Origin of the sequence: Pedococcus bigeumensis, from assembly GCF_039531795.1 — a bacterium.
Classification (GTDB): Bacteria; Actinomycetota; Actinomycetes; order Actinomycetales; family Dermatophilaceae; genus Pedococcus; species Pedococcus bigeumensis.
Genome location: NZ_BAAAQS010000003.1, coordinates 433939 through 446495 on the forward strand (window position 1 = coordinate 433939; position 12557 = coordinate 446495).

The following is a 12557-nucleotide window of genomic DNA, read 5'->3' on the forward strand; positions in this document are numbered from 1 at the left end:
ACAGGTCGCCGGGCCGGCGACTAGCGGGGGGTGCCGACGGTGGCGGGCGTGGGGCCGGCCGGGGCGGGTGCGGTCCGGGCCGGCCGGAGGAAGAAGGTCATCACGACGACGAGGTAGAGGGTCCACGCGACGGCCTGCAGCCAGGTGGTGGCGGGGGTGAAGTTCACCGTGCCCTTGAGGAGCGTGCCGTACCAGGAGCCGGGCGGGACCGCGCCGCTGACGTCGAAGGCGAGCGTGTTCAGCCCGGGCAGGAAGCCGGCCTCCTGCAGGTCGTGGATGCCGTAGGAGAGGATCCCGGCCGCCACGACGACCAGGGCGACCCCGGTGTAGCGGAAGAACTTCGAGAGGTTGATGCGCACGGCCCCGCGGTAGATGAGGACACCGAGGACCACGGCGACCACGATGCCGAGGACGAAGCCGATGAGCGGCTGGGAGGTGCCGGACCCAGCCGTCTGCACGCTCGCGTAGAAGAACAGGGCGGTCTCGAGGCCCTCGCGGCCGACGCCGAGGAACCCGACGAGGGCGACCGCCCAGCCGCCGACCGAGAGCGCCTGGTCCAGCTTGCCCTTGAGCTCGCCGGAGATGGTCCGGGCGGCGGTGCGCATCCAGAACACCATCGCGGTGACGAACGCGACGGCAAGGATCGAGGCGGACCCGCCGATCAGCTCCTGGGTCTCGAAGGACAGCTGCCGGGTGCCGAAGGTGAGCACGGCGCCGACCGCCACGGAGAGCAGGACGGCCGCGGCCACCCCCGTCCAGACCTGCCTGAGCGCCCAGCGCCGGTCGGTCTTGACCAGGAAGGCGACGAGGATGACGACGACGAGGGCAGCTTCCAGACCCTCACGGAGTCCGATGAGCGCATTGCTGACGAGCACGATGACCTGATTTCCGGCATACGGATGTTGCGTATTAGGACCAAGGTAAGCCTCACCTAAGGTGCCCCGTCAAGTCGCACCCGCGGACCGGGCCCGCCGCCACGCCGGCGTACCCCCGGAGCCGCCGCGCGGCATACCCGCTGACACTCAGGTGCGGGCAGGCACCGCCGGTGCCATGATCGGGGTCGTGCCCGAAGCCACGCCACCGCGCGCCGCCCAGACGATCTCGTATCCCGCGGCCGACGCGCGCAGCTCGCGCGCGGCCCTGGAGAAGGCCGACCCGCACGTCATCGTGCTGTTCGGCGCCACCGGCGACCTCGCCCGACGCAAGCTGCTGCCGGGGCTGGCCCACCTCGTCTCGTCGGAGCTGGCGCCCGCGATCCGGGTCGTCGGCACCTCGCTGGAGGAGCTGAGCGACGAGCAGTTCCGCGAGTTCGCGCGCCAGGCCGTCGACGAGTTCGGCACCCACCCGCTGACCCCCGAGCAGTGGGACAAGTTCGACGACAACCTCGTCTACGTGCCCCAGTCGGCCGGTGCCGAGGCGCTGGCCGCCGCGGTGAAGAACGCCGAGGAGTCGCTCGGGCCGGACACGCTGCGGCTGCACTACCTCTCGGTGCCGCCGAAGGCCGCCGTGGCCGTGATCCAGATGCTGCGCGACGCCGACCTGGTCGCGCGCTCGCGGGTGGTGATGGAGAAGCCGTTCGGCACCGACCTCACCAGCGCCATCGCGCTCAACAACACGGTGCACGAGACGTTCGACGAGAGCCAGGTCTTCCGGATCGACCACTTCCTCGGCAAGGAGGCGGCCCAGAACATCCTCGCCTTCCGGTTCGCCAACGGGCTGTTCGAGCCGATCTGGAACCGCAACTTCATCGACCACATCCAGATCGACATCCCCGAGACCCTCGGCCTGGACGAGCGGGCCGGCTTCTACGAGGCCACCGGCGCCTACAAGGACATGGTCGTCACCCACCTGTTCCAGGTGCTGGCGTTCGTGGCGATGGAGCCGCCGACCGCCCTCGAGCCGCGGGCCATCTCCGAGGAGAAGAACAAGGTCTTCCGGTCGCTGCTGCCGATCGACCCCGCCGACGTCGTGCGGGGCCAGTTCGCCGGCTACACCGACCTCGACGGCGTGCCGGGCGACTCCGACACCGAGACCTTCATCGCGCTCAAGGTCGGGCTGGACAACTGGCGCTGGGCCGGCGTGCCGTTCTACCTGCGCACCGGCAAGAAGCTGGCCGAGGGCGCGCGGATCATCTCGATCGCCTTCAAGGAGGCGCCCCGGTCGATGTTCCCGACCCACTCGGGGGTGGGCAACGCGGGCCCCGACCACCTCACCTTCGACCTGGCCGACGAGTCGAAGGTGTCGCTGTCGTTCTACGGCAAGCGCCCCGGCCCCGGCATGCGGCTGGAGAAGCTCTCGATGCAGTTCTCCACCCGCGAGACCGAGCGGGTGGGCGACGTCCTCGAGGCCTACGAGCGGCTGATCCTCGACGCCATGCGCGGCGACCACACGCTGTTCACGACGGCCGAGGGCATCGAGTCGCTCTGGGAGCGCTCGCAGCCGCTGCTCGACAACCCGCCGGAGGCCAAGCCGTACCCGGCCTCGTCGTGGGGACCCAACGCGATCCACCAGCTCATCGCGCCGCACGCCTGGCGGCTGCCGTTCGAGCGCGTCTGGCGCGAGAAGAAGTAAGCCCTGCCAGGGAGGCGTCGTCAGGCGCCGCGGAGGCTGCGCAGCCAGGCGCGCGCCTCGCCGAACGCCGCGTCGCTGGTGTGTGGCGTCACGCGGACCGCGGTGCCGTGCGCGGCCGGGTAGCTGCCCAGGAACCGTACGTCGGCGCACACCCGCTTGAGGCCGAGCAGCGCCTCGCCGACCCGCTCGTCGAGCACGTGCCCCTCGATGTCGATCGAGAAGCAGTAGTCGCCCATCGACGACTTGGTCGGACGCGACTCCAGCCGCGACATGTTGATGCCGCGCACCGCGAACTGCTCCAGCAGCTCGAGCAGCCCACCCGCGTGGTCGTCGCGCTGGAACAGCACCAGCGTCGTCTTGTCGGCGCCGGTGCGCTCGGGCAGCCGGCCGGGACGGGCCACCGAGACGAAGCGGGTCACCGCGGCGGCGTTGTCACCGATGCCCTCGGCGAGCACCTCGAGCCCGCAGTTGCGCGCCGCGACGGGCGCACACACCGCCGCCTGGTATGCCGCGGCCGCACCGTCGGGAGCGGCCAGCCCGGCCGCGGCGGCGGCCGTCGACAACGTCGGGACGTAGGCCGCGTCGGGCAGGTGGGTGCTCATCCAGCCGCGGACCTGGGCCCACGCGTGGCTGTGGGTGCCGACGGCGTGGACCTCGCCGAGCGGCATACCGGGGGGCGCGGCGAGCACGAAGGTGATCGGGACCAGCACCTCCCCCACGACGACGAGGGGTTCGCCGCTCGCGAGGGCGTCGAGCGTGGCGCTCACGCCGCCCTCGACGGAGTTCTCGATCGGCACCATCGCGGCGTCGACCTCACCGGCGCGCAGGGCGTTGAGGGCAGCCTCGACCGACGGGAGCGGCACGTGCTCCTGCCCCTCGGCGGGCGCCCACGCCTGCAGCGCCATCTGGGTGAAGGTGCCGGCGGGGCCGAAGTAGCCGTGCCTGGTCACGGAGGTCATGTCGATGCTCCTGGGGATCCGGTGCGGGCAGCGGCGAGCGCCTGCTGCTCCTCGGGGGTCAGGGTCGCGTCGGAGCCGCCACCCACGATCCCCTTGGCGTAGGTGCGGGACTCGCCGCGGGCGTGGATCGAGGAGAACACCAGCCCGTCACCACGGTCGTCGACCACGGCGGCGCTGAACGACAGCCGCCCGCCCATGTCGCCGAAGGCGTCGTAGCGCACCACCGCGACGTGCCGCAGCGCCTGGGCGATGTCGGCGCGCAGTGCGGCGAGGTCGCCCGTGCCGACCGGACGCTGGCCCTCGACCTCGCGCAGCTGCACCCGCACCCGGTTGACGACGATGACGGCCAGCAGTGCCACCAGGAGTGCGAGGCCGGCCACGACGAGCGCGGCCACGGCGAGGGTCTGGGGGGCGGACACCCCGTCAGCGTATTGGGGGCTCGTGGATAGAGTCGACGCGATATGGATTTCGACATCGCCACCATCGCCATCGTCTTCGGGGCGATCTTCCTGGTCGAGCTGCCCGACAAGACGTTCATCGCGACCTTGGTGCTGGCCACGAGGTTCCGACCGCTCTTCGTCTGGATCGGCGTGTCCCTCGCGTTCGCCGTGCAGACGCTGGTCGCCGTCACCGTCGGTGGCCTGCTGGCCCAGCTCCCGAAGCGACCGGTGGAGGTGTTCGCCGCCGTGATGTTCCTCGTGGGCGGCCTCATCCTCGTCAGGGGGGCGGACAAGGCCGACGAGGAGGAGGCCGAGACCGAGGAGGAGTTCGCCCACAAGGGGGCTGCGACCGCGGTCGGGCTCAAGGCGGTGGGGGTCTCGTTCGGGGTGCTGTTCCTCGCCGAGTGGGGCGACCTCTCCCAGCTGCTCACCGCCTCGATGGTGCTCCAGTTCAAGCAACCCGTGTCGGTCTTCATCGGCGCCTTCCTCGCCCTGGCCACCGTGTCCGCCCTCGCGGCGGTGCTCGGACGCGCGCTCCTGACCCGGGTCAAGCTCGCCACGATCCGCCGGATCGGCGGTGGCGTCTGCTTCCTCCTCGCGGCGCTGACCGTCCTGCAGGTCCTCGAGGTCATCTCCATCTGAGTCGGCGACGACCGCGCGCCCTGCCGCCCGCGTCACCGTTCGTCCACTCCCCGCTCTCTATCCCTTGAGCGAGCCGTCGTCATGCGGTCATCAGGACCAGTGACCGCGTCGCTGGCGTCGTCGTGCCCGGTGCGGGCTGACGAGGGGGTCGGGCCCGAGGTGGCCCGCGCCGGTGGGTGGCTCTGAGCGAACTCTGGAGGAGGGGTCATGTCTCGACAGGACGTGTGGGTCCGGCCGTTGGACACGAGGACGAGGGAGCGGGCACGGCAGAGCTTCGCCACCCGGCGGGTGCCGGGGTCGGCAATGCACACACTGGTCGGTGGGGCCGTCCGTCCCCGCTCGGGCGACGTGGTGCTGGCGCAGGTCGAGCGGTTGGGGCACCACCGCCGGATCGAGCAGCCGAACGGCCGCAGGAGCGCCCTGCACCTCGGCGACCTCGTGATCGTGGCGTACGCCGACCGCTACGCCACCGACCAGTTCGAGTCGCACGTGCCCCGCTCGCTCGGGCGGGTGCAGCTGGTGGCCTCCGGTGGGATCGCCTCACAGGCCCTGTCGCAGAGCAGGTCCGTGCGCCGCGCCACCGACATCGTCCCCCTGGGGCTGGTCGGCGACGAGCTCGGACGACCGCTCAACGTGTGGGACTTCCGGATGCCCGAGGTGGCGCCACCGGCCGTGCGCCCGCGGACCATCGCCGTCCTCGGCACGTCCATGAACGCCGGCAAGACGACCACGATGCACTACCTGCTGCACGGTCTGAGCAAGGTCGGGGTCAGCCCCGGCTCGGTCAAGGTGACCGGCACCGGGTCCGGCAACGACTACTGGGTGATGCTGGATGCCGGCGCGCACCGGATGTTCGACTTCACCGACGCCGGGCTCGCCTCGACGTTCCGCCAGCCCATCCCGGTCCTGGAGTCGGCCATGACCCAGCTGGTCGCCCAGCTCACGACAGCGGGCTGCGGCGTCAACTTCGTCGAGATCGCCGACGGTGTCTTCCAGCAGGAGAACCGCATGCTGCTGACCTCGCCGGTCGTCCACGACCTGCTGGACGTGGTCGTGCTGGCCGCGTCCGACGCGATGGGTGCCGCCCACGGGGTCGCCCACCTGCGCGAGCGCGGGTTCGAGGTGGCGGCCGTGTCGGGCATGCTCACGCGGTCGCCGTTGGCCATCCGCGAGACGCAGGAGGCCACCGGCCTGCCGGTCTGGGGCATCCCCGAGCTGCAGGCCCCCGAGCTGGTCATGCCCGTGCTGGGGATCGACCCGGCGCTGGCCCGACAGCCCGAGCCGCCGCCCCCCGCGGCCTGGCCGATCGAGCTCGAGGGCCTTGACCCCGAGCTCATCGAGCTGGCCGACGTGCAGCTGGCCGACGCACGGCTGGCCGACGCGCCGACCGCTCCCCTGCTCCACCAGGCGATCTGACCGTGGACGCACCACCACCCCTCGGGCCGTCCTCGCAGACCCCTCGGCGCGCCGACCTCAAGGCCCTGGGCGGACCCCACGGAGACCGCGACCGGTTCCGCGTCCCCCGTGCGGCGGTCTGGGCGGTCGTGGCACTCGGCCTGGCCCAGGGCGCCTGCCTGCTCGCCTTCATCCTGCTGCTGTCGAAGGTCGTCGAGGTGCTGGAGCCGACCACGGTCGGGTTCGCCGCCGAGCGCCAGTACCGCCACTCCCTCCTGGCCTGCGCCGTCCTCGCCGGGCTCGGCGCCACCTTGGGCATCCTGCGCGCCATCGAGTTCAGCGTCACCGAGCGGGCCGGGTATGCCGTGGTGCGTCGCCTCCGGATGGAGATGTACGCCCACCTCCAGCGGATGCTGCCGGGCCACCTCCTCCACCGCGCCAGGGGCGGCCTGTTGCTGCGGCTGACCGGCGACCTGAGCATGCTGCGGATGTGGCTGAGCCGCGGCCAGCTCCAGGGGACCTCGGCCGCCATCACGCTGGTGGCCGGGCTGGCCGGGAGCTTCGTCCTCAACTGGCCGATGGCGTGCTCGCTCGTGGCGGTGTTCTCACTGGGAGCGGTCGCCTCCCTCTACAGCGGCCAGGCGATGCGCTCGGCCACCCGCACCATGCGCCGCCGGCGCTCGCTGGTCATCGGCAACATCACCGAGCAGCTGAACGCCCTGGCCGTCACGCAGGTGGCCGGCCGCACCGGTGGCGAGTTCGCCAGGTTGTCTCGGCAGAACGACTCGCTCAACCGGGCCCTCGTGCGGGTGGCCGACCTCCGGGGCCGGCTCCGGGGCCTGGCCACCGGCACGAGCATGGTGGGCACCGCCGCCGTCGTGGCCACCGGCGTGGTCCAGGCCCGACGCGGTGACGTGCTCCCGGCCACGGTGCTGCTCGAGGTCCTGGTCGCCCGGTTCCTCACCCGCTCGGTGCGCACCCTGGGGCTGATGCACGACTACTGGCACCGCGGCACCGTCTCCCGCCTGAAGATCCTCGACTTCCTGACCAGCTCGAGCCGTGCGGTGGAGACCGCCCTGCTCCCCCCACTGCGGGTGCGGCGGGGCGAGCTCCGCTTCAACGACGTCACCGTGCAGGGTGCGCTCGACGGGTTGACCGCCTTGGTCGAGCCGGGGACGGTCGTGGCGATCGCGGGCGGCGCCGACTCCGGAGCCGCCACCGTGCTCGACGTCGTGGCGCGCCTCGTCGACCCCGACGGTGGCGCGGTCATCATCGATGACCAGGACCTCGTCGAGACCGCTCCGAGCTCGATCGGTCGCGCCGTGGGGATGGTGGGCCCCGACCTCCCGCTGATGCGCGGGACGGTGACCCGCAACCTCACCTACTCGGCCAGGTCGTCGACGCCGCAGGAGGTCCAGCGGATCGCCTTCGGGCTCGGCCTGCACCAGGCCCTGCCCCGGCTCGGTGGCTCCGGGGTGGACGAGTGGCTCGTCGAGGGTGGGCAGAACATCTCTCCCGCCGACCGGCAGCTGATCGCGCTGGGCCGGGCCCTGATGGGCAACCCGCCCATCCTGCTGCTCAACCGCCCCTTCGAGGCGCTCGACCCGGCGAGCCGCATCCTGGCCCGCGCCATGGTGCTGCGTCACCGCGGCACGGTGCTGTGGTGCACGGACGACCCGGCCGACCTCGCCGAGGCCGACGTGATCTGGGTGGTCGAGCGGGGCCGCCTCACCGAGGTCAAGGACAGCGGCACCTACCGCGAAGAGCAATGGACCGGCCGCAACCCCGAGGAGACCCGATGGCCCGCCACCACCTGACCCGTGACCGACGGCTGATGGCCGTCCTCACCGCCGTGACCACCGTGTGCCTCGGGTCCGTCGGGTGGCAGCTCGCGGTCGCTGCTCCCGACGACCCGGAGGTCGTGAACCGCACGGTCTCCGCGGGCCCGGACGGTCGCCTCGACCTGACCTTCACGGGCGACACGATGCTCGGCGACGGGGCGCAGCAGCTGATCGACGCCGCCGGCCCCGACGCGCCGCTGAAGGGGGTGACGCCGCTCCTGGGCGGCGACGTCACCATCGTCAACGCCGAGGGGCCGATCACGACCGTGGCCAGCCCGGCGAACCCGGGCGCCAAGTACTCCTATGCCGTGGCCCCCGCGGGAGCCAAGGCGCTGGCCCGCGCCGGGGTGGACGTCCTGGGCCTGGGCAACAACCACGCCATGGACCGCGGCGGCGCCGGGCTGGCCGAGACGCAGCAGCTCGCGCAGGCGGCGGGCATGTCGACGTTCGGGGCCGGTGCGGACCTCGCGCAGGCCATGCGGCCGCTCCTGCTCAGCTCCCCGCAGGAGACCGTCGCCGTGATCGCCTTCGGGGAGAACTTCGGTCCCCTGCACCGCAGCACCGAGACCACGCCGGGCATGGTGCCGCTGACCGTGGACCGCGTCGAGCGGGGGGTGCTGACCGCCCGCGCCGCCGGGGCCACCCGGATCGTGGCCTTCGTCCACTGGGGCGACAACTACGCCGACGTCAATGCGCAACAGCGCTACTGGGCGGGGGTCCTCGTCGACGCCGGCTACGACGCGGTCATCGGCACGGGCGCCCACGTCCTCCAGCCGGTCGAGCTGCTGCACGGCACCCCGGTGGCCTACGGCCTGGGCAACCTCGCGTTCGGGGCGCCCGGCCGGTTCGCGAGCTACGGCAAGGTCGGGGTCGGTGCGGTGGCCCACCTGCGCTGGGACGCGACGGGCCGCGGCACCCTGCGCCTCGACTGCGTCCAGACGGACAACACCCTCGACGGCTACGTGGCCCGCGCCTGCCCGCCGACCACCCGCGCCGCGGCACAGCGGGTGCTGGGCACCCGGGTGACGTGGAACCAGAACACCGCGTCGATCTCGTTCTGATGCGACGACCTGCACGACCCACACGACCCGGACCACCCCGACGACCCACACGACCCGGACCACCCCGACGACCCGGACGACCCCGACTGACCTGGATGGTGCTTCTCGTGACGATCGCCGTGAGCGCGGCCTGCAGCTCCCCGACCGACCGCTCCTGGGGACCGCACGACACCGGCTCGTTCGAGCTCGCGCCGGCCGGTCGGACACCCATCAAGGTCTTCTATGCCGTGGGCTCGGGTGACGTGGCCGGTGGCCGGGTGGTCGTGGTCATGCACGGCACGAACCGGAACGCCGCCGAGTACCGCGACTCGTGGGTCCCGCTCCTGCGGCACCACCCGTGGGTCGTGGTCGCCCCCGAGTTCGACCGCCAGGACTTCCCCGGCGTGGCCGCCTACAACCTCGGTGGGGTGGTCGACGACTCGGGCGACCCGGTGTCGCCCTCGGAGTGGACCTTCTCCTACCTCGAGCCGCTGGTCGAGCAGGCCCGGGCCAGGAGCGGGGTGCGCGAGGCGGACTTCGACCTCTTCGGGCACTCGGCCGGCGCCCAGTTCGTGCACCGCTACCTCGAGTTCGTCCCGGACGCCCCGGTGCGACGCGCCGTGGCGGCCAACGCCGGGTGGTACACCGAGACCGACGCCTCGGTGTCGTTCCCCTACGGCCTGGGCGACGCGCCGGGTGGGGTCGACCTGCCGACCCTCTTCGCCCGCGACCTGACCGTCCTGCTCGGCAGTGACGACGTCGAGGAGGACAACCTCCGGCAGGACGACGGGGCAAGCCGGCAGGGCGCCACCCGCATCGACCGGGGCCAGCGCTTCTACGAGGTGGCCAGCACCCGGGCTCGCGAGCTCGGCACCCCCTTCCACTGGAGCCTCCAGGTCGTCCCCGGGGTGGCCCACGACCACTCGGCCATGTCGGCGGCCGCAGCCGACCTCTTCGCCCGATAGGGCTCGCGCCGCAGCCGGCGCCGTAACGCGCGCCGCCCCCACACCGTCTTGTCGGCATCCCCCGACGTGAAGGCAGGCGGTCGCCATGAGCAGCCCACAGACCCCGACAGTCCACCCCGCGCACCGCTCCCACCGCAGGTGTCGCACCCTGGCCCCGGCGGCGCGGCGGCCGCGCCCGACGCGCGGTGCGGCACGGCATACCCGGTGGCACTCCTCGCCACCGGCCGCTCGAGCCACGGCCGCGGCCCGCACCGGACGCGTGACGGCGGCCCTCTGCCTCGTCGCGGGTGCCTGCCTCACCGCAGGCCGGGCCGAGGCGACCACCAGCACGGCACCGTCGAGCCGGACCTTCGCGATCGGGGCGGCAACCCTCGACTACTGAGGCAACGGCTCGGTCACGCACCAGGCCGGCTCGGTGCGCCGGGTGGTCTTCGTCGTCCACGGGAGCTCCGGCAACTACTGCGACTACGCCCGGTACGCGATCGACGCGGCCAGCGCCGCAGGGGTCCTCGGCACGACCCTGGTCGTCGCCCCCCACTTCCGGACCGATCCGGTGCCGAGCGGCGACCCGCACCTCACCTGGGGCTCCGGGTGGCGCGAGGGAAACGTCAGCGCCAACACGGTCGGCGCCAGGATCTCGAGCTTCGCCGCCCTGGACCAGCTCGCAGCGGCAGCGCGCCAGACGTATGGCGCGGGCGTGCGGCTCGTGGTCGTCGGCCACTCCGCGGGCGGCCAGCTCGTGCAGCGCTACGCGGAGGGCAGCGATGCTCCCTTCGCGGCGTTCGTGCCGATGAACCCGTCGAGCTACGCCTACCTCGGCGGCCAGCGCTGGGCGGCCGACGGCACCCTCCAGAGCGTGACCGGCTGCTCCGGCTACAACACCTGGAAGTACGGCCTCGAGGGCCTCAACACCTACCTGGGCGAGCACCCCGGGATCCCCCAGCGGTATGCCGTCCACCGGGTCGCCCTCCTCCTCGGCGGCTCGGACACCGAGCGCGACGCCGACCTCGACAGCGGTTGCGAGGCCGACCTCCAGGGTCGCAACCGCCTCGAGCGGGGGCAGCGCTTCTTCGACCACCTCGACGCCCAGCTCGGCGTCCGGCCGTCGGGCCACACGCTGTCCGTGGTGCCGGGAGTGGGCCACGACGGCCGGTCCATGCTCGCCTCGGCCGCCGCCCGGGCAGTCCTGTTCCAGTGATCCGCCCGACGTGCCCGCACCGACCTGCCCGCACCGACCTGTCCGCACCGGCGGGCAGGGACCGGCGGTGCGGCACGGGTGGGTGGTGGGGCGACCGTCAGCCCTCGGCGGCCCGCAGCGGCACGCGCACCCTGACCAGCGCCCCGCCGCCGCGCCTCGGCTCCAGGGTGATCTCGCCGCCGTGCCGCTCCACGATGATCCGCCGGGAGATGTCGAGCCCCAGCCCGGTGCCCTTGCCCACCTCCTTGGTGGTGAAGAACGGCTCGAACGCGTGCGCGACCACGTCGTCGGGCACGCCGGGCCCGTCGTCGGCCACCTCCACGACGACACCGGCCCCGGGCTCGGGCCCGGCCGCGCGGACGGTGAGCCACAGCGTGCCCGAGCCGGCCATGGCGTCCACGGCGTTGTCGACCAGGTTCGTCCAGACCTGGTTGAGCTCGCCGGGGATGGCCTCGACGAGGGGGAGGTCCGGCGCGTAGTCGCGGACCACGGTGATCCCGCCGCGCAGCTTGTGGCCGAGCATGACCAAGGTGCTCTCGAGGCCCTCGGTGACCTCGGTCTGCTGCACGAGGGCGCGGTCGAGCTGGGAGTAGGACCGCACCGCCCCGACCAGCTCCGAGACCCGGTGGGTCGCCTCGCGGATCTCCCCCAGCAGGCCGTCGACGGCCAGCGAGCTGGCCATCCACTCCAGGGCCGGTGCCAGCTGGGCGGGCTCGAGACCGGCGGCGACCCGGTCGAGGAGGGCCGGGTCGGCGCCGGCCGCCGCGAACGGTGGCGCGATGACCCAGTCACGGTCCACGTCGTGGCGCACCAGCCAGTCGGCCAGCTCCTCCTCCCGGTCCGCCGCGGCGACGGGGTCGAGCTCGGCCCCGGCCTCGGTGACCGACCGGCGCAGGGTGTCGAGCGCCACGAACTGCGCGGGCGTCGTGCCGCTCTCGGCCAGCCGGCGCAACGACGACCCGAGCGCCTCCGTGGCCCGGTCGAGGGCGTCGACCGCACGGGTCGCGGCCGACGCGGGGTTGTTGATCTCGTGGGCCAGACCAGCGGCCAGGGTGCCGAGCGCGACCAGTGACTCGCGCTGGCGGGCCTTGGCCTCGATGCTGCGGACGGTGTTGACCAGCCCGGCGATGAGGTGGACGCCGAACGGGAACCACTCCCTGGCCAGCTCGCCGAGGGACTCCGCCGGCACCCGCAGCAGGCGCCCCGGTGTCGCGGCCCGGGCCGTGGCGAGGTACACGCCGTGGGCGTCCCAGGCCTGGAAGCCCCCGGCCCACTGGCCGGGGTTGGTCATCACTCCCAGCTCCGTCTCCTGGTGGCCGACCCGGCGCGAGAGGCTGAGCGACCCCTCGAGCAGCACCCACCAGAAGTCGGCGGGCCTGCCCTCGCGGAAGGCGACCTCGCCGCCGTCGAACGACCACTCGGTCCCGGCCGCCCAGAGCCGCGCCCGCTGCTCGGCGGTGAGCCCGTCGAACAGCGGGATGTGCGCGAGCTCCTCGGCGCTCATGT

The 12557-nt window shown here is 72.9% G+C and carries 12 protein-coding genes; 8 read left to right on the forward strand and 4 right to left on the reverse strand.

The window, feature by feature from the left end:
• Positions 1–20: 20 nt before the first annotated feature.
• A complete protein-coding gene (efeU, locus tag ABD262_RS12675; protein ID WP_344136546.1) occupies positions 21–875 on the reverse strand; it encodes an iron uptake transporter permease EfeU in 855 nt (284 codons plus the stop codon).
• A gap of 265 nt (positions 876–1140) precedes the next feature.
• Here efeU and zwf point away from each other — a divergent pair, with 265 nt between their 5' ends.
• A complete protein-coding gene (gene zwf, locus ABD262_RS12680) occupies positions 1141–2571 on the forward strand; it encodes a glucose-6-phosphate dehydrogenase (protein ID WP_344138187.1) in 1431 nt (476 codons plus the stop codon).
• 20 nt (positions 2572–2591) lie between these two features.
• On the opposite strand, the gene pheA is transcribed toward zwf, so the two are convergent.
• Both pheA and ABD262_RS12690 read right to left on the reverse strand, forming a co-directional pair.
• Positions 2592–3530: a prephenate dehydratase gene (pheA, locus tag ABD262_RS12685; protein WP_344136549.1), complete on the reverse strand. Its 939-nt coding sequence runs from the start codon at positions 3528–3530 to the stop codon at positions 2592–2594.
• Positions 3527–3949 carry a DUF4446 family protein gene (locus ABD262_RS12690; protein ID WP_344136552.1) on the reverse strand — a complete coding sequence of 141 codons (423 nt, stop codon included), beginning with the start codon at positions 3947–3949 and terminating at the stop codon, positions 3527–3529. Before ABD262_RS12690 ends, pheA begins: the two co-directional genes overlap by 4 nt.
• Before the next feature lie 42 nt (positions 3950–3991).
• Between ABD262_RS12690 and ABD262_RS12695 the strand changes: the two genes are divergently transcribed.
• From ABD262_RS12695 to ABD262_RS12725, 7 genes are all read left to right on the forward strand, one after another.
• Entirely contained in the window at positions 3992–4612 is a 621-nt protein-coding gene (locus ABD262_RS12695) for a TMEM165/GDT1 family protein (RefSeq protein WP_344136554.1), read from the forward strand.
• 303 nt (positions 4613–4915) lie between these two features.
• Complete coding sequence (locus ABD262_RS12700; RefSeq protein ID WP_344136557.1) at positions 4916–6028, forward strand: DUF1611 domain-containing protein; 1113 nt, start codon at positions 4916–4918, stop codon at positions 6026–6028.
• A 2-nt stretch (positions 6029–6030) separates the two neighbouring features.
• Entirely contained in the window at positions 6031–7824 is a 1794-nt protein-coding gene (locus ABD262_RS12705) for an ABC transporter transmembrane domain-containing protein (protein ID WP_344136560.1), read from the forward strand.
• Positions 7806–8909: a CapA family protein gene (locus ABD262_RS12710; protein WP_344136563.1), complete on the forward strand. Its 1104-nt coding sequence runs from the start codon at positions 7806–7808 to the stop codon at positions 8907–8909. The genes ABD262_RS12705 and ABD262_RS12710 overlap by 19 nt, the downstream gene beginning before the upstream one ends.
• Positions 8910–9004: 95 nt before the next feature.
• Entirely contained in the window at positions 9005–9853 is an 849-nt protein-coding gene (locus ABD262_RS12715; protein ID WP_344136566.1) for an alpha/beta fold hydrolase, read from the forward strand.
• 85 nt (positions 9854–9938) lie between these two features.
• On the forward strand, positions 9939–10235 hold the full coding sequence (locus tag ABD262_RS12720; RefSeq protein WP_344136569.1) for a hypothetical protein: 297 nt from the start codon (positions 9939–9941) through the stop codon (positions 10233–10235).
• Between the two features lie 33 nt (positions 10236–10268).
• Positions 10269–11051: an alpha/beta fold hydrolase gene (locus ABD262_RS12725; protein WP_344136572.1), complete on the forward strand. Its 783-nt coding sequence runs from the start codon at positions 10269–10271 to the stop codon at positions 11049–11051.
• A gap of 97 nt (positions 11052–11148) precedes the next feature.
• On the opposite strand, the gene ABD262_RS12730 is transcribed toward ABD262_RS12725, so the two are convergent.
• Positions 11149–12555 carry a sensor histidine kinase gene (locus tag ABD262_RS12730; protein WP_344136576.1) on the reverse strand — a complete coding sequence of 469 codons (1407 nt, stop codon included), beginning with the start codon at positions 12553–12555 and terminating at the stop codon, positions 11149–11151.
• Positions 12556–12557: the final 2 nt, after the last annotated feature.